Source organism: Herbaspirillum sp. CAH-3 (genome assembly GCF_009668275.1).
In the GTDB taxonomy this organism is placed as follows: domain Bacteria; phylum Pseudomonadota; class Gammaproteobacteria; order Burkholderiales; family Burkholderiaceae_D; genus Herbaspirillum; species Herbaspirillum aquaticum.
On sequence record NZ_VSWE01000014.1, the window covers coordinates 56625 to 74145 of the forward strand.

Annotated in this window: 11 protein-coding genes; 10 read left to right on the forward strand and 1 reads right to left on the reverse strand. The window is 65.9% G+C overall.

Going from position 1 to position 17521, the window contains the following annotated elements; translation table 11 throughout:
• Positions 1–2: 2 nt before the first annotated feature.
• Positions 3–3239: an efflux RND transporter permease subunit gene (locus tag FYB76_RS18330; RefSeq protein WP_154134560.1), complete on the forward strand. Its 3237-nt coding sequence runs from the start codon at positions 3–5 to the stop codon at positions 3237–3239.
• Between the two features lie 22 nt (positions 3240–3261).
• Positions 3262–4803 (forward strand): efflux transporter outer membrane subunit, encoded by a 1542-nt coding sequence (locus FYB76_RS18335; protein ID WP_154134561.1) that lies wholly within the window; start codon positions 3262–3264, stop codon positions 4801–4803.
• Positions 4804–4841: 38 nt separating this feature from the next.
• On the opposite strand, the gene pabB is transcribed toward FYB76_RS18335, so the two are convergent.
• Positions 4842–6671, reverse strand: coding sequence for an aminodeoxychorismate synthase component I (pabB, locus tag FYB76_RS18340; protein ID WP_154134562.1), 1830 nt, complete (start codon positions 6669–6671; stop codon positions 4842–4844).
• Positions 6672–6881: 210 nt separating this feature from the next.
• Between pabB and FYB76_RS18345 the strand changes: the two genes are divergently transcribed.
• From FYB76_RS18345 to FYB76_RS18380, 8 genes are all read left to right on the forward strand, one after another.
• Positions 6882–8285 (forward strand): DHA2 family efflux MFS transporter permease subunit, encoded by a 1404-nt coding sequence (locus FYB76_RS18345; protein ID WP_154134563.1) that lies wholly within the window; start codon positions 6882–6884, stop codon positions 8283–8285.
• A gap of 46 nt (positions 8286–8331) precedes the next feature.
• Complete coding sequence (locus FYB76_RS18350) at positions 8332–9222, forward strand: DMT family transporter (RefSeq protein ID WP_088756778.1); 891 nt, start codon at positions 8332–8334, stop codon at positions 9220–9222.
• A gap of 23 nt (positions 9223–9245) precedes the next feature.
• On the forward strand, positions 9246–10232 hold the full coding sequence (locus FYB76_RS18355; protein ID WP_088756714.1) for a magnesium and cobalt transport protein CorA: 987 nt from the start codon (positions 9246–9248) through the stop codon (positions 10230–10232).
• A 274-nt stretch (positions 10233–10506) separates the two neighbouring features.
• A complete protein-coding gene (locus FYB76_RS18360; RefSeq protein WP_154134564.1) occupies positions 10507–12660 on the forward strand; it encodes a TonB-dependent siderophore receptor in 2154 nt (717 codons plus the stop codon).
• Between the two features lie 177 nt (positions 12661–12837).
• Positions 12838–14253 (forward strand): ABC transporter substrate-binding protein, encoded by a 1416-nt coding sequence (locus tag FYB76_RS18365; RefSeq protein ID WP_229297029.1) that lies wholly within the window; start codon positions 12838–12840, stop codon positions 14251–14253.
• Positions 14244–15224, forward strand: coding sequence for an ABC transporter permease (locus FYB76_RS18370; RefSeq protein ID WP_154134566.1), 981 nt, complete (start codon positions 14244–14246; stop codon positions 15222–15224). The genes FYB76_RS18365 and FYB76_RS18370 overlap by 10 nt, the downstream gene beginning before the upstream one ends.
• Entirely contained in the window at positions 15221–16048 is an 828-nt protein-coding gene (locus FYB76_RS18375) for an ABC transporter permease (protein ID WP_154134567.1), read from the forward strand. Before FYB76_RS18370 ends, FYB76_RS18375 begins: the two co-directional genes overlap by 4 nt.
• Entirely contained in the window at positions 16045–17514 is a 1470-nt protein-coding gene (locus tag FYB76_RS18380) for an ABC transporter ATP-binding protein (protein WP_154134568.1), read from the forward strand. The genes FYB76_RS18375 and FYB76_RS18380 overlap by 4 nt, the downstream gene beginning before the upstream one ends.
• Positions 17515–17521: the final 7 nt, after the last annotated feature.

The following is a 17521-nucleotide window of genomic DNA, read 5'->3' on the forward strand; positions in this document are numbered from 1 at the left end:
GCATGAATATCTCGCTTCCCTTCATCAAGCGTCCCATCGCGACCACGCTCTTGACCATCGGCATTGCGCTGGCGGGCATGGTGGCCTTCCGCCTGCTGCCGGTCTCGCCGCTGCCGCAGGTGGATTACCCGACCATCTCGATCTCGGCCTCGCTGCCCGGGGCCAGCCCCGAGACCATGGCGGCCACCGTCGCCACCCCGCTGGAACGCGCCATGGGTGCGATTGCGGGCGTGACCGAGATGACCTCGACGAGCTCGCAGAACTCCACCCGCATCACCCTGCAGTTCGACCTGAGCCGCGATATCGACGGTGCCGCCCGCGACGTGCAGGCCGCGCTCAATGCCGCGCGCAACCTGCTGCCCACCGGCATGCCGAGCAATCCGACCTATCGCAAGGTCAACCCGGCCGATGCGCCCATCCTGATCCTGGCCATGACCTCGGACACCATGACCCAGGGCCAGATGTATGACGCCGCCGACAGCATCGTGGCGCAGAAACTGTCGCAGGTGCGCGGGGTGGGGCAGGTGAGCGTGGGGGGCAGTTCGCAGCCGGCGGTGCGCATCGAGTTGAACCCGACCGCCTTGAACAAGTACGGTATCGGCAGCGCCGACGTGCGCACGGCGGTGGCCGCCACCAATGCCAATCGTCCCAAGGGTTTGCTGGAGGATGATGGCCGCAACTGGCAGATCTACGCCAACGACCAGGCCAAGACTGCCGCCGAATATGCACCGCTGATCGTCTCCTACCGCAACGGCACGCCGGTGCGGGTGCAGGATGTGGCCGAGGTGCGCGACTCGGTGGCCGATGTACGCAATGCCGGTTCGTCCAACGGCAAGCCCTCGGTGCTCATCATCATCAACCGCCAGCCGGGGGCCAACATCATCGAGACGGTCGACAACGTGCGTGCCTTGCTGCCGCAATTGCAGGCCTCGATCCCCACCGCCATCGACATGAAAGTGGTGCTGGACCGCACCCCGACCATCCGTGCTTCGTTGAAGGAAACCGAGTTCACCCTGATGCTGTCGGTGGCGCTGGTGATCATGGTGGTGTTCCTGTTCCTGCGCAATGCGCGGGCCACGCTGATCCCGGCGGTGGCTGTCCCCGTCTCGCTGATCGGGACCTTCGGCATCATGTACCTGGCCGGATTCAGCCTCGACAATCTTTCGCTCATGGCGCTGACCATCGCCACCGGCTTCGTGGTCGATGATGCCATCGTGGTGCTGGAAAACATTTCCCGTCACATCGAAGCCGGCATGAAGCCCTACAAGGCGGCCCTGCTGGGCGCGCGCGAAGTGGGCTTCACGGTGCTGTCGATGAGCATCTCGCTCATCGCCGTCTTCATTCCCATCCTGATGATGGAGGGCATCGTCGGGCGGCTCTTCCGCGAATTCGCCATCACCTTGTCGGTGGCCATCCTGGTCTCTCTGGTGGTGTCGCTGACGACCACGCCCATGATGTGCGCGCAGCTGCTGCGCCATGATCCCGAGGGCGATGCAGCGCGCCGCCAGCGCCGCCACCCCTGGCTGCAGAAGATGGCCGACCAGAGTGCGGCCATCTTCGATGACATGCTGCTGGCCTACGAGCGCACGCTGGCCTGGGCACTGCGCGCCGCGCCGCTGATGATGCTGATCCTGCTGGGCACGATTGCGCTGAACGTGTATCTCTACAAGGCGATTCCCAAGGGCTTCTTCCCGCAGCAGGATACCGGCCGCCTGGTCGGCGGCATCCGCGGCGACCAGGCCATTTCCTTCCAGGCCATGCGCACCAAGCTCAACGAGTTCATTGACATCGTCAAGGCCGATCCGGCCGTCTCCGATGTGGTGGCCTTCACCGGCGGGCAGCGGCGCAACGGCGGCTTCATGTACGTGACACTCAAGCCCCTCTCCGAACGAAAAGACAGTGCCGACAAGATCGTGGCGCGGCTGCGCATGAAGACCGCCAAGGTGGCCGGTGCGCGGGTGTTCCTGGTGCCGGTGCAGGACATTCGCATCGGCGCGCGGCAGAGCGATTCGCAGTATGAGTATTCGCTCAAGTCGGACGATGTGGGCCTCTTGCGCATCTGGGAGCCCAAGATTCGCCTGGCGCTGTCCAACCTCAAGGAGCTGGAAGACATCAGCACCGACCAGCAGGACAACGGCCTGCAGACCACGCTGACCATCGACCGCGAAACCGCCATGCGCGCAGGCGTCACGCCGCAGCTGATCGATTCCACCCTGTCGGACCTGTTCGGCCAGCGCCAGATCTCCACCATCTACAGCGGCATGAACCAGTACCACGTGGTGATGGAAGCGGCCCCGCAATACTGGCAGAGTCCCGAAACCCTGCGCGATACCTACGTCAGCCTGGCCGGTTCGTCCAACCTGTCGCCGACCACCTCCAGCCTTTCGACGCCACCGGCGCTGTCGGCGGCCGGCAAACTGAACGCCAACACGGGACTGGCGCAAACCATCTCGACGGCGGCTTCGACACAGATCCCGCTGGCGGCCTTCTCGCGCTTCGAGCCCACCACCACGGCGCTGTCGGTCAGCCATGAGGGCCAGTTCGTGGCTTCCACGCTGTCCTTCAACCTGGCCGAGGGGGTGTCGCTGTCGCAGGCCACCGCCGCCATCGACCGTGCCATGGCGCAGCTGGGCGTGCCCACCAGTGTGCTGGGCACCTTTGCGGGGACGGCCAATGCCTTCCAGGCCTCCACATCGAGCCAGCCCATCCTGATCCTCACGGCCTTGCTGGCGGTGTACATCGTGCTGGGCATCCTCTACGAGAGCCTGATCCATCCCATCACCATCATCTCCACGCTGCCCTCGGCGGGGGTGGGTGCGCTGCTGGCCTTGATGGTGACCGGCACCGACTTCAGCCTCATTGCCCTGATCGGCGTGATCCTGCTCATTGGCATCGTCAAGAAGAACGCCATCATGATGGTGGACTTCGCCATCGATGCCGAGCGCAATCGCGGCATGTCGCCGCGCGACGCCATCTTCGAGGCCTGCAAGCTGCGCTTCCGTCCCATCATGATGACCACCATGGCCGCGCTCCTGGGCGCGATCCCGCTGGCCATCGGCCACGGCGATGGTGCTGAACTGCGCCAGCCGCTGGGCATCTCGATCGTCGGCGGGCTGGTGGTGAGCCAGCTGCTCACCCTCTACACGACCCCGGTGGTGTACCTGTACATGGAACGCCTGAGCGCCTGGAGCCGTCGCCGCTTCGGCCGCAAGAACAAGACAGAAACCTCGGCGGCCTGACGCTGCCGCCATGGAGAAACGCATGACGCAACAAGACCTGTTCAAACTCAAGCCCCTGTTGGCGGTGCTGGCAGCCAGCTTCGCGCTGGCGGCCTGCTCGGTCGGGCCCGACTACGTACGCCCGCAGATGGACATCGGCCCGGCCGTCTTCAAGGAAGGCCAGAACTGGAAGCCGGCCCAGCCGCGCGACCTGTCTGCCGATGGCAAGTGGTGGGAAATGTTCGGTGATCCGCAATTGAACGCACTGGCCGAGCAGGTCGATATCTCCAACCAGAACCTGGCCCTGGCCGAAGCCAATTTCCGCAGCGCCTTGGCGCTGGTGCAAAGCTCGCGCTCGGCCTATTCGCCCACGCTGGCGGCCTCGGCCGGTGCGTCGCGCGGACGGTCGGGGTCGGCGGGTTCGTCTTCCAGCGGGTCCACTTCGTCGAATTCATCCTCCGGTAGTTCCAGTTCGGGCAGCGTGCGCAATTCCTACACCTTCTCACTGACGGCCTCGTGGGAGGCGGACATCTGGGGCAAGGTGCGGCGTGATGTGGAATCCAGCCAGGCCAGTGCCCAGGCCAGCGCGGCCGACCTGGCCGGTGCGCGCCTGTCGGCGCAGGCCCAGCTGGCGCAGAACTACCTGCAATTGCGCGTGCTGGACGCCCAGCAGCAATTGCTGGAAGACACGGTGCAGGCCTACCAGCGTTCGCTGCAGGTGACGCAGAACCAGTATGCCGCCGGGCTGGTGGCCAAGTCCGATGTGATCCAGGCGCAGACGCAACTCAAATCGGCGCAGGCCTCCGCACTGGACAACGGCGTCACGCGGGCGCAAGTGGAGCATGCCATCGCGCTGCTGGTCGGCAAGACGCCTGCCGAATTCTCGCTGCCGCGCGCACCGCTGACGGCCGTGGCCCCGCCGGTGCCGCAGGGCGTGCCGTCGATGCTGCTGGAGCGCCGTCCCGATGTGGCCGCCGCCGAGCGTCGCGTGGCCTCGGCCAATGCCAAGATCGGCGTGGCCAAGGCGGCGTATTTCCCCAGCCTGACCTTGTCGGCCTCGGGCGGGTATCAAAGCTCGACCTTCGCGGACTGGTTCACGCTGCCGGGACGCGTGTGGTCGCTCGGTCCGCAACTGGCGCAAACGATTTTCGATGGCGGCGCGCGCGCTGCGGCCACCGACCAGGCCATTGCCACCTATGACGGCACGGTGGCCACCTACAAGCAAACGGTGCTGACGGCTTTCCAGGATGTGGAAGACAACCTGGCCGCGCTGCGCATCCTGGAACAGGAAGCGGCGGTGCAGGGCGAAGCGCTGCAGGCCGCACGCCAGGCCGTCACGCTGGTGACCAACCAGTACAAGGCGGGGACGGTGAGCTACGTCAACGTCATCACGGCGCAGGCCACGGCGCTGTCGGCCGAGCTGACATCATTGAACATCCTCAATCGCCGCATGGCCGCCAGCGTGCTGCTGGCCAAGGCGCTGGGCGGCGGCTGGGACGGGCATAGCCTGGATGACCTCGGCCCGCTGCAGCAGCAGGTGGCCGACAAGGCCAAGGGTTTGAAGGACAACGCAGCGCTGCGTTGAGTTGAGTTGCGTTGGGTTGCGTTGCGTAGGGAGCGTTGTCAGGTGGTGACCAGCACCGCCGGCAGCGCACCACGCAAGGCATTGCAAACCACGATCTCCTGCGCGTCCAGCAGGTCGGCGCGGGTGATGACGGCTTCTGCTGCATCCCATTGCGGATCGGCCAGCAGCACCTGCCGCATGACACCCGGCAGGACGCCGCAAGCCAGCGGCGGCGTGCGCCAGCGGCCGCCGATCTTGACGAAGACATTGCTGCGGCCGCCCTCGGTCAGTTCATCCCGTTCATTGAAGAAGAGCTGGTCGAAGCCGCCGCGCCGTTCGGCCTCCTGCCAGGCAGCGTCGTAGCGGGCGCGCTGGCTGCTCTTGTGACGCAGGAAGAGGTCGCCACTGTCGGTGGCGGTATCGGCCAGGAAGACCTTGACCGGAGCGCTCAGCGGATGCGAGGGCGCATGCTGGACCGTGATGCCGCCCTGGGCATCCAGGGCCAGCCGCAGGCGGTGGGACGTTTGGTCGGAAAGTTCAGCACAGGCCGCATCGAGCCGCAGCGTAATCGCCGCTACATCGCAGGGATAGCCCAGCTGTGAAGCAGAATCCTTCAGGCGCGCCAGATGCAGCGCCAGATGGCGGCAGCCTGCGCGGGTGGCGTGGATGGTTTCGAATAAAGTGACGCCTTGCGCCAATTCCGTGAGGAAGCCCGACTTCAACTGGCATTCCGCAAATTCGGAGGCCGCCTCGCTGTCGTAGACGATGCCTGCACCGACCCCCATCACACCCTGGCGCAGGCCATCCTGCGCGGCCTGCAATTCCAGCGTGCGGATCGGCACCGAGAGACAGAAGTCACCGATGGCCGGACCAATCGCGCGGGGCGGATCGAACCAGCCGATGGCACCGGTATAGAGTCCGCGCGGCCCGCTCTCCAATTCATCGATGATTTCCATGGTGCGGCGTTTTGGCGCACCGGTAATGGAGCCGCAAGGGTAGAGCGCTGCCATCGTGTCGGCCAGCGTCGCGTCCTCGCGCAGGCGGGCGCGGATGGTCGAGGTCATCTGCAGCACCTGGCCGTAGCGGCGCACGTCGAACAGGTGCGGCACCTGCACCGAGCCCGGCACCGCCACGCGGCCCAGGTCGTTGCGCAGCAGGTCGACGATCATGAGGTTTTCTGCACGGTTCTTTTCATCGTTGGCCAGGGCGAGGGCGCGCTGCGCATTGAGCGTGTCCGCGCCTTCCCGGTCGGCCGGTACGGCGCGGGCGGTGCCCTTCATGGGCTTGGCCTTCAGCGTTCCTTGCTGATGCGCGACGAACAGTTCCGGCGAACACGACAGCACCATGCCGCCCACGTCATCGCGTACCAGTGCACCATACGGCACCGGCTGGCGCGCACGCAGGCGGCGGTACAGCGTGATGGGGTCGCCCAGCACGTCGAAGTGCAGGCGATAGGTGTAGTTGACCTGGTAGGTATCACCGGCGGCGATGTAATCGCGGATACGATCGATGGCCGCAGTGAAGGCGGTCTCATCGACGCTGCTGCGCAGACGGGTGATGCCGGCGCTGTCGGAGCGCACCTGGGCAGATAGCCATGTCTCCACCTCGGCGGCAGACAAATGCGCGCACCGCGCAAACAAGAGCACGCGCGCCAAGGGGCCGGACAGCGGGCGATGCGGCAGGCCCTGCAGCGCCGCGCCCAGTTCATAGCTCCACAAGGCAACCGCGTGCTGGCCCTCGGCCAGTGCTGCCTGCATCTCTTCGAGCATCGCCGGGAAGCCCGCCGCATCCGTGCAGGCCAGCGTACGCACATGCCCGCTGTAGAGGCGCGAGCGCGGTTCGGCCGGGCTGGCCTGGTGGTCGTCGAGGAGGGCGAAGCAATCGTTCATGAAGGGCAGTGCAAACAGAAGGGCAGGGTAGGCCGCAGGGAGGGGCGGGATGCCGTCGGGCAAGCCGTCGAGGCCCTGGTGGGGCGCGGTCGGCAGCATGATAGCGTAAAAGGTATACTTGAAGGCTTGCCGGGCGGCACGCAACGTCGGTCAATGGCCGGTCATTCGCGCTGCACGCCGCCGTCGCAGTCTCACTCATCACCGTTGACGATGCCCATACCCCGCACTTTCATCATTCCCCTGATCGTCGCCTGTGCGCTGTTCATGGAACAGATGGATTCCACCGTCATCTCGACTTCCCTGCCGGCGCTGGCGCTGGACATGAACGTCGATCCGATTTCACTCAAGCTGGCGCTGACCTCTTACCTGGTCTCGCTGGCGGTCTTCATTCCCATTTCCGGCTGGATGGCTGACCGCTTCGGCTCGCTCACCATCTTCCGCGCGGCCATCTGCGTGTTCATGCTGGGCTCCATCCTGTGCGGGGCCTCTTCGACCTTGCCGCAATTCGTCGCCGCGCGTTTCCTGCAGGGCATAGGCGGGGCCATGATGGTGCCGGTCGGGCGCCTGGTGATCCTGCGCAGCGTGGAAAAGGTCAACCTGGTCAAGGCGCTGTCCTATCTCACCATCCCGGCCCTGTTCGGTCCCGTGCTGGGGCCGCCGCTGGGCGGCTTCATCACCACCTATTTCCATTGGCGCTGGATCTTCTTCATCAACATTCCCATCAGCATCCTCGGTCTCTACCTGGCTACGCGCTTCATTCCGGACCTGAAGGCAGAACAGGTTTCCCGGCTCGACATCGTCGGCTTCATCCTCTCGGCGCTGGGCTGCTCGCTGCTGATGATGGGTCTGGCCACGTCGGGCCGCCACCTGGTTTCCGGCGATATCTCGCTGGCCTGCGTGGTGGCGGGCGTGCTCTTCCTCTGTGCCTACGTCTGGCACGCACGGCGCGCCTCGGCACCGCTGATCGACCTGGCGCTGCTGAAGATTCCCACGCTGCGGGCTGGCGTGTTCGGTGGCTCGCTGTATCGCGTAGGCATCGGGGCCATTCCCTTCCTGCTGCCGCTGATGCTGCAGCTGGGCTTTGGCTATACGCCTTTCCATTCGGGCCTGCTGACCTGCGCTTCTGCCGCGGGTGCGATGTTCATGAAGACCATCGCCGCGCGCTTCCTGCGCCGCTATGGTTTTCGGCGGGTGCTGCTGGTCAATGGCGCGCTGGGCGTGCTGGGCTTGTGGGCGCTGGCCACCTTTACGCCGCAGATGCCTTACCTGCTCATGCTCATCATCCTGCTGGTCGGCGGCTGCTTCCGCTCGCTGCAGTTCACCAGCCTCAATGCGATTTCCTATGCCGATGTCGACAAGGTCCGCCTGAGCCAGGCCACCAGCATGGCCAGCGTGGCGCAGCAGCTCTCCATCGGCATGGGTGTGGTGCTGGCGGGGTTTGCGCTGCAGATGTCCAACGAGATCCAGGGCCATGCCACGCTGGTGGCACAGGACTTCTGGCCGGCCTTCCTGGTGGTGGGGGCGGTGTCGGCGCTGGCCCTGCTGATGCTGCGCCAGCTGCCGCCCAACGCCGGGGCCGAGATGGCCGGGCAGCAAGAGAACAAGCCGGCCTGACGCAGCCGCGCCGGGCCTACGTATAACGAGGAGAACCATGCAGCCCATGACGTACAAGTCCCTGTGGTTTCCACTGGGCGCGGTCCTGATCTGGGCCGGCAATACCGTCATCAGCAAGATGTCTGCGGGCGTGATTGCGCCGGAAGACATTTCCTTCTATCGCTGGGTGCTGGCGGCGCTGCTGATGTCGCCCTTCCTGGCGCGTCCGACCTGGGCGGCACGCGCGCAGATCCGTCCTCATCTGGGCAAGATCCTGGTGCTGGCCTTGCTGGGCATGGTGCTGTTCCAGAGCCTGGCGTATTTCGCGGCGGCCACGGCTTCAGCCACCAGCATGGGCATCATCGCCTCGTTGATGCCGCTGCTCACGCTGGTGCTGAGCATCAAGCTGCTCTCTGAACCGCCCACGGTGGGCACCCTGGCCGGCGGCATCCTCTCGCTCTTCGGCCTGGCGGTGCTGATCGGGCGCGGCCATCCGCTGGCGCTGTTCGACCAGGGCGTGGTCACGGGCGACCTGCTCATGCTGCTGGCCACCATCGCCTACGGCCTCTATGGCGTCATGCTGCGTCGCTGGGCGCTGCCGCTGCGTACCTGGCAACTGCTGTACATGCAGGTGTTGATGGCGGTGGTGCTGCTGTTTCCCGGCTACGTGCTGGGCCATCATTCGCCGCTCACGCGCGAGAACCTGCCCATCCTGCTCTATGCCGGCATTGCCGCCTCCATCCTGTCGCAGTTCCTGTGGATGCGCGGGGTGCAGTACCTGGGCGCGAGCCGCTGTGCCATTTTCGTGAACCTGATGCCGGTCTTCACTGTCATCATTGCGGTGGTGGCGCTGGGCGAGCAATTGCACGGCTATCACGCCATCGGTGGGCTCATCACGCTGGCCGGCGTGATCATGGCCCAGGTCTTCAAGCAGCGCCTGCGCTGGCGCACCGGCTGATCTGACAAGAACAGGAAAGAAACATGATCGATCCCGCCATGATCGTCAATTGCACGGTCTACAAGAAGGGCAAGAAGCTGCGCGACATCAGCCTCGATGAAATCAGCGACGTGCTGGAAGAAGAGGGTACCTTCGTCTGGCTGGGCCTGCTGGAGCCCAACGTCGAGCTGATGAACAAGATCAAGGAAGAATTCTGCCTGCACGAACTGGCCGTGGAAGATGCCTACGCGGCCCACCAGCGGCCCAAGATCGAGGAATACGGCGACACCCTCTTCGTGGTGCTGCACACGGCCCAGCTGGCCGGCGGCGAAGTGCTCTTCGGCGAGACCCATATCCTGACAGGCCCGCGCTTCGTGGTCACGGTGCGGCATGGTGCCTCGCGCAGCTATGCCAAGGTGCGCGAGCACTGCGAGATGCTGCCCGAGCGGCTCATGCGCGGTCCCAGCTTCGTGCTCTATTCCATCATGGACTTCGTGGTCGACAACTATCGTCCCATCATGGACGACCTTGAAACCAAGTTCAGCCAGTATGAGGAACAGCTCTTCAATCCCGGCGCACTGAGCGGCAAGGCCTACCTGCAGGAGCTGTACCAGCTGAAGCGCCAGCTCATCCGCCTGCGCTCGGCCGCCACGCCGCTGCTGGACGTCTGTACCCAGCTGCTGCGCTTCCATGAAGGCTTGATCACCAAGGAAGGCAAGGCTTACTTCCGCGACATCTACGACCACGTGGTGCGCTTCATCGATACCGGCGACCGCCTGCGGGAAATGGTGGAGTCGGCCGTGCAGATCAACCTGGCCCAGGTCACCATCCACCAGAACGAAATCGTGCAGACCCTGGCCGGCTGGGGTGCCATCCTGGCCATCCCGACCATGATCTTCAGCCTCTACGGCATGAACTTCGCGCACATGCCGGGGCTGTCGTGGCAATGGAGCTTCCCGCTGGTACTGGGCGGCATCATCACCGCCTGTACGCTGCTGTGGCGGCGTTTGCGCAAGGCGGGCTGGCTGTAGCGCCTTTCCTGGCACGGTTGTAAAGACCTCCGGCGGGTGCGGCAATATGTCGCACCCGCCGGCTCGTTTGTGCCACATACACTGGCGGCGCCTACTCCTGCGGCCATCATCTTGTCTGCGCAAGGCTGACTCGCGTCCTGAATGCGATTCATTCTTCTTGATAATTGCAACAAAGTTGCATTAGAATCCCGCCCTGACCGCGCACGACGGTCACTCCATCGCGGTCAGGCAGCCACGCACCCAGCCGCAGCACAACGACATCACAAGGGAAAAGATGAAAATGACCGCACTGCGGGCGGCCGTGCTGGGCGCGCTCGCTTTGGGCCAGGGCCAGCAACTGGCCTGGAGCGCCGATAATGCCACCAGCGCCACCAGCGCCACCAACGCCGCCAGCGCCGACAAGGGCCTGGGGCAGGTGGTGGTCACCGGCACCGGTGAACGCCAGCAATATCGCCAGAGCGCCACCTCCAGCGCCACCCGTACCGAGACGCCGCTGCAGGAGTTGCCGCAGTCGGTGCAGGTGGTGTCGCGCCAATTGATGGATGACCTGGCCGCTACTCGCCTGGATGATGTGCTGCTTTACGTGAGCGGCGTGGCCAAGCAGAACAACTTCGGCGGGCTGTGGGACAACTATTCGATCCGTGGATTTTCCGGCAGCGAGAATGGCGGCATGAACATTCTCTGGAATGGGTTTGCCTCCAATCGCGGCTACGCGCCTCCGCGCGACACCGCCAATGTCGAGAGCATCGATTTCCTCAAGGGGCCGGCCGCAGCGCTCTATGGCAACAGCGAGCCGGGCGGCACCATCAACGTGGTCACCAAGAAGCCGCAGTTCAAGGCGGCCAATGCGCTGGATCTGTCGGTGGACAGCCGGGGCGGCTACCGCAGCGCAGTCGACTCCACCGGCGCGCTCAACAGCGAGGTGGCCTATCGCCTCAACGCGGCCCTGGAGCACAAGAACAGCTTCCGTGACAACGTCAGCAGCGACCGCGAATTCCTGGCACCGGCCTTTACCTGGGTGCTCAGCGATCGCACCATCCTGAACTATGAAGGCGAATACCTGCGCCAGAAGGCCCCGCTGGATCGCGGCATCGTGGCCGTCAACGGCAACCTGGGCGTGCTGCCGGTCTCGCGCTTCCTGGGCGAGCCGCGCGATGGCGACATCAAGATGCAGAACGCCAACCACCTGGTCACGCTGGAGCATCGCCTGGACGACAACTGGCACCTGCGCACCGGCGTGTTCCACAAGGATGGCACGCTGGATGGCTACTCCACCGAGGCCTCGGCCCTGCAGGCCGACAACGCCACCCTGCGCCGCCAGCGCCGCTACCGCGATTACAGCTGGCACGACACGTCGCTGCAGGCAGAACTGGGCGGCAAGCTGCAGACCGGGGGCATACAGCATGAAGTGCTGGTAGGCACCGAAGTGGATTGGCTGACGCTGGACCAGCGCATGCTGCGCATTGACCCTACTACCGCGGCCCCCTACGCGATCAATATTTATTCGCCGAGCTACGGTCAGGTGCAACCGAATCCGCGTCCGCGAACGGATACAAGCGAGCGCCAAATCAGCACGGCGTTTTACGTTCAGGATCAGCTTAGCCTGGACGAACGCTGGAAGCTGTTGGCAGGGATTCGAGCAGATTCGTTCCGTTCTACGCTGGATACCCGCAGCACGGCGGGTGCAGTCACCACCACCCGCCAGGACAAGACCGCCTATTCCCCGCGCCTGGGCCTGACCTATCTGTTCACGCCGGCCTGGTCAGCTTACGCCAGCGCCAGCAAATCCTTCCGTCCCAACAGCGGCAGTGACGTGAGCGGCAATGCCTTCAACCCGGAGACTTCGCGCGCCGCCGAAATCGGCCTGAAGTTCCAGAGCGAAGACCAGCGCAGCGGTGCGACCCTGGCCGTCTTCGACATCACCAAGCAGAACGTGCTGACCACCGACCCCGCCAATCCATCCTTCTCGATTGCCGCCGGCGAAGTGCGCAGCAAGGGCGTGGAGCTGGACGCCAATGCGCGCCTGGGCCACCACTGGCGCCTGACCGGCAACCTGGCCTATACCGACGCCTACGTCAGCAAGGACAATACCTTGGCGGTCGGCTCGCGGCTGATCAATGTGCCGCGTGTATCGGGAAGTGTACTGGCGGTGTTTGAGGATGTGTCCGCAAGTGGCTCGCCCTACGGTATCGGTAGTGGCCTGAACTACGTGGGCAACCGTACCGGTGACCAGGCTGGCAGTTTCAAGCTGCCCGCCTACGTGACGTCGCGTGCCCTGGCTTACTGGCAGTTCACGCCGAAGATGAAGCTGTCGCTGGATGTGAACAACCTCTTCAACAAGCGTTATTACAGCAGCTCTTACAGCAATGTATGGATCATGCCGGGCGATGAGCGTACTGCCACGCTGGCGCTCAACGTCAAGTTCTGAGTGGAGCGCCACTTGACTTGTCCACCTCCCGCGCCACGCCGGCGCGCCTTGCTGGGGCTGCTGGCAGCTGCGCCCTGGCCGCTGGCATGGGCGCATGGCGATGAGGCGGCCGGCCCCCATTCCCACGCCATCACCCAGGCAGGCAGCGATGTCCTGACCGTGGTGGGCCCGTGGGAAATGACCGGGCTCGATCCTTCGCGCTCCGGCTACATGTTCGCCCGCATGGAAGTCGTGCAGACCCTGCTGGAAGTCGATGATGACGGCCGGTTGCAGCCGGGACTGGCCACGGGCTGGCAGGTCAGCGCCGATGGCTTGCAATGGCGCTTCACGCTGGCACGCGCACGGCGTTACCACGACGGTAGCGAAGTCACGCCCGCCAGCATCCTGGCCTGCCTGCAGCGTGCCGCTGTCCGCCCAGGTGTACTGCAACTGGCAGGCATTACCGGCATGGCTGTACAGCAAAGTGAACTGGTACTGTCCTTGCGCCAGCCTTTCGGGCCGCTGCCTTACCTGCTCACGCATTACTCCACGCAGATCCTGGCACCGGCCAGTTTCGATGCGCAGGGCAATGTGGTGGCCATCCTCGGCACCGGGCCGTTCCGCATCAGGTCGATCAGCCTGCCGCAGCAGTTCGATGTCGAACGCGTGGAGGCCGCGCCGGGCAGGGCGGTGCAGCGGGCCCGTTACATCAGCGTCTCGCGCGCGGAAACGCGCACGCTGCTGGTCCAGAGCGGACAGGCCGACCTGGCCTTCTCGCTGGATCCGCCGAGCATCCGCGCCTTGCAGGGGAGTTCCCGGGCCGTGCTGCTGTCGGCCATGCTGCCGCGCACGACGCTGCTCAAGCTCAACGCCGGCCATCCCTTCCTGGCCGATGTGCGGGTACGCCGCGCCATCGCGCTGTGCATCGAACGTGAGGGCATCGCCCTTGCCCTGTTGCGCGATGCCGACCTGGGCGCCACGCAACTGCTGCCGCCTTCGCTGGCGCGCTGGCATGACGCGCGCCTGCCGCCCCTGCATACCGACCTCAAGCAGGCGCGCCGCCTGCTCGAAGAAGCCGGCTGGCGCCTCGGTGCCGATGGCACGCGCTGGAAGGATGGCCAGAAGCTGGAACTGGCGCTGACCACCTTCGTCGATCGGCCCGAGCTGCCGCTCATCGCCACGGCCCTCCAGGAAGAGATGCGCCAGATCGGCATCGCCGTGCGCGTGAGCATCGGCAATTCCAGCGACATTCCCGCCGGCCATCGCAGCGGCCAGTTGCAGATGGCGCTGGCTGCGCGCAACTACGGCAACCTGCCTGACCCGGTGGCCAGTCTCCTGCAGGACTTCGGCCCGCAAGGCGGCGACTGGGGTGCCATGGGCTGGCGCAACGACGAAGTACCGGCCTTGCTGGCAAGGTTGGCCGCCATGCCGCCGGGCAGCACCGACAGCGGCCGCGCCGAACGCGCACGCATCGTGGCGGTGCTGCAGGAGCAACTGCCGGTGATCCCGGTGGTCTGGTATCGCCAGACCTGCGCCGTCAGCCGCCGCCTGCGCGGTGCCAGTATCGATCCCTTTGAACGCAGTTATCGTATCGCTTCCCTGCAATGGACCTGACCCGCCTCCTGAGCTTACCTCCGGCCACGCGCCGGCAACTGGCCAGCGCGCTTGGCCAGCGCCTGCTGCAAGCGGCGCTGGTGGCGCTGCTGGTCGGCACGCTCTGCTTTTTCATGACGCGCATGCTGCCTGGCGACATGGCCTATCGCATCGCCGCCGGCCGCTACGGCTACGACATGGTCACCACGGAAGCGGCCCTGGCCGTGCGCGCCGAACTGGGACTGGATCAACCCTGGTTCATGGCCTTGAGCCAATGGTGGAGCCGCCTGCTGCATCTGGACCTGGGCGTGTCGCAGGTGACGGCGCTGCCGGTGCTGGTAGAGATCACGCATCAGCTGGGCCCGACGCTGCGCCTGTCTTTCCTTGCGATGGTGCTGTCGCTGCTGGTCGGCCCGACCCTGGGCGTGCTGGCCGGGCTGCACCCCGGTGGCTGGCTGGATCGCGCCACGCTGGCCGTGTCGGTGCTGTTGCGGGCCTTGCCATCCTTCCTGCTGGGATTGGTGCTGGTGCTGCTGTTCTCGGTGCAGCTGGGGGCCTTGCCAGCGGCCGGGCACACCGACCACGGCGGCATCCTGCTGCCCGCACTGACGCTGGCGCTGGGGCTGGCCGCGGTGTCCTGCCGGGTGGCGCGCGATGCCATGGTGCAGGTGCGCGGCTCCGAGTATTTCGCCTTCGCATTGACCAAGGGCCTCACGCCCGCGCAGGCCTTGCTGCGCCATGGCGTGCGCAACGTGGCCGCACCGGTCACGGCCTACCTGGGCGTGCAGCTGGTCATGCTGGTCGAAGGCGTGGTGCTGGTGGAAACCATCTTCGCCTGGCCGGGCATCGGACACGCGCTGGTGCATGCCATCTTCGGACGCGACGTGCCGATGATCCAGGGTACGGCGCTGGTGCTGGGTTTGCTGTTCGTTCTCTTCAACGCGCTGGTGGATGCCGCCTGCGCCTTCATCGATCCGCGTCGCCGACCATGAGCCTGTCTTCTGAATATTTGCTTGAGCCCGAGGGGCGGCGCTGGACCTCCGCGCAGATCGCAGGCGTGCTGCTGCTGGTGGGGATCGTGCTGTTCGCCTGGCTGGGCCCCTTGCTGATGAATGCCGATCCGGCGCGCCAGCAACTGGCGCGCTTCCTGGAAGCCCCGAGCCTGGCCCATCCGCTGGGGTACGACCAGTTGGGCCGCGACATGCTGGCGCGACTGGTCCATGGCACCCGGCTGTCCCTGTCGCTGGCGGTGGTGAGCGTGCTCTCGGCAGCCATTCCCGGGGTGCTGATCGGGTTGCTGGCGGCCTGGTGCGGTGGCTGGATCGAGCGCGTGCTGGCGGCCTTCGCTGACGCCGTCCTGGCCTTGCCCGGCCTGCTGCTGGTGCTGTTGCTGGCGGCGTTTTCGCCGGGTGGCTTTTGGCCGCTGTATGTCGGCATTTCGCTGGCCTTGTGGGTCGAATATTTCCGCGTGGTGCGCGCCGCCAGCCGCATCCTGCTGGCCAGCCCGCAGGTGGAAGCCTCGCGCTTGCTGGGCTTCGGCCCCGGCTATATCGTGCGCCGCCACCTGCTGCCGGCGCTGCTGCCGCGCCTGTTCACGCTGATGCGCTTCGGGCTGGCGGGAGCGGTGCTGGCGATGTCGGCCCTCGGTTTCGTCGGCGTTGGCTTGCAGCCGCCCACGCCGGAACTGGGCGTGATGATGATCGAACTGCTGCCGTATTACCGCGAGGCCCCCTGGCTGCTGGGTGCGCCGGTAGGGGTGCTGACGCTCACCTTGCTGGGTTTGCTGTTGTTGTCACCGCAGAAGGGGCAGGCATGAACACACTTTCTTCGAACTTGGCCTTGCGGGTGCAGGACCTGTCCGTCTGGCACGGCCAGAGGGCGCTGGTGCAGGGTATCGATTTTTCCATTGCGCGTGGCGGGGTGATGACCCTGCTGGGCGAGAGCGGTTCGGGCAAGTCGCTGCTGGCCCAGGCCATCATGGGCAACCTGCCGGGTAGCCTGCGCTGCAGCGGCCAGATCGAGATCGATGGCCAGCGTAGTGATGCGGCCGATGCCGCCTCGCGCCAGCATGGCTGGGGGCGGCGCATCGCGCTCTTGCCGCAGGAGCCCTGGCTGGCGCTGGACCCGACCATGACGGTGGCGCGCCAGGTGGCCGAGACTTACGAACTGGTCAGCCATCCCGCCGCCGATACGCAGGACGAGAGCCTGCGCGCCGCACGCCGGCAGGCGCACACCCTGGCCGGGCAGGCGCTGGCCCGCCTGGGACTGGCGGATGCGGCCGACAAGTATCCCTTCATGATCTCGGGCGGCATGGCCCAGCGCGTGGCCTTCCTGGCCACGCATGCGGCCGGCGCACCCTTGTTGATCATCGATGAGCCGACCAAGGGGCTGGACGCGGACCGGCGCCGCGAGGTCCTGGCCTTGCTGCAGACGGCGCAGCAGCAGGGCATGAGCCTGCTGTGCATCACGCATGACGTGTGGCTGGCGCGTGCCTTGGGCGGTGAACTGGCCGTGATGCTGGAGGGCCGCATGGTCGAGCGCGGCCAGGCCGATGCGCTGCTGGCCCAGCCCCGCCATGCCTATACGCGCAAGCTGCTGGAGGCTGATCCGGCGTGCTGGGCGCAGCCCAGGTCGCTACCAGCAGCCCACCCGCCGTCGCCGGTCGTCGTGGAGGTCAGCAATGTGGCCAAATCCTTCGGCCCGCAGGCGCTCTTCAGCGGTATCAGCACGCGTCTGCATGCGGGAGAAATCGTCGCTGTCAGCGGGCCCAGCGGGGCCGGCAAGACGACGTTCGGCAATATCGTGCTGGGGCTGCTGCCGCCCGATGCGGGCCAGGTGAGGCGCGGCGCCGGGCTGCCCCGTACCGCCTTCCAGAAGATCTACCAGGATCCTGCGGCAGCCTTCGCGCCGGCCATCAAGCTGCGTCAGTCGCTGCGCGATCTGGTGCGATTGCACGGGCTGGACTGGCAGCAGCTGGAGGACTTGCTGGCGCGCATGCGCGTCTCGCTCGCCCTGCTGGAGCGCTTGCCGCGCCAGGTATCGGGCGGCGAGCTGCAGCGCATCGCGCTGGCGCGCGTGCTGCTCATGCGCCCGGCCCTCATCTTTGCCGATGAGCCGACCTCGCGCCTGGACCCGCTGACGCAGCAGGAGGTCATGGCGCTGCTGGTGGAACAAGCCCGGCAAGCGGGCAGTGCGGTGCTGCTGGTCACCCATGACGTGGATATCGTGCGATGCGTGGCGGATCGGCGCCTGTCGCTGGGGCTGGCGGACGAAGCCGCCTGACGGCGCC

Coding starts and splice junctions, on each gene's coding strand:
- FYB76_RS18360 (WP_154134564.1), top strand. CDS start 10,507: ATGAAAATGACCGCACTGCGGGCGGCCGTGCTGGGCGCGCTCGCTTTG.
- FYB76_RS18345 (WP_154134563.1), top strand. CDS start 6,882: ATGCCCATACCCCGCACTTTCATCATTCCCCTGATCGTCGCCTGTGCG.
- FYB76_RS18350 (WP_088756778.1), top strand. CDS start 8,332: ATGACGTACAAGTCCCTGTGGTTTCCACTGGGCGCGGTCCTGATCTGG.
- FYB76_RS18330 (WP_154134560.1), top strand. CDS start 3: ATGAATATCTCGCTTCCCTTCATCAAGCGTCCCATCGCGACCACGCTC.
- pabB (WP_154134562.1), bottom strand. CDS start 6,671: ATGAACGATTGCTTCGCCCTCCTCGACGACCACCAGGCCAGCCCGGCC.
- FYB76_RS18380 (WP_154134568.1), top strand. CDS start 16,045: ATGAACACACTTTCTTCGAACTTGGCCTTGCGGGTGCAGGACCTGTCC.
- FYB76_RS18370 (WP_154134566.1), top strand. CDS start 14,244: ATGGACCTGACCCGCCTCCTGAGCTTACCTCCGGCCACGCGCCGGCAA.
- FYB76_RS18355 (WP_088756714.1), top strand. CDS start 9,246: ATGATCGATCCCGCCATGATCGTCAATTGCACGGTCTACAAGAAGGGC.
- FYB76_RS18335 (WP_154134561.1), top strand. CDS start 3,262: ATGACGCAACAAGACCTGTTCAAACTCAAGCCCCTGTTGGCGGTGCTG.
- FYB76_RS18375 (WP_154134567.1), top strand. CDS start 15,221: ATGAGCCTGTCTTCTGAATATTTGCTTGAGCCCGAGGGGCGGCGCTGG.
- FYB76_RS18365 (WP_229297029.1), top strand. CDS start 12,838: ATGACCGGGCTCGATCCTTCGCGCTCCGGCTACATGTTCGCCCGCATG.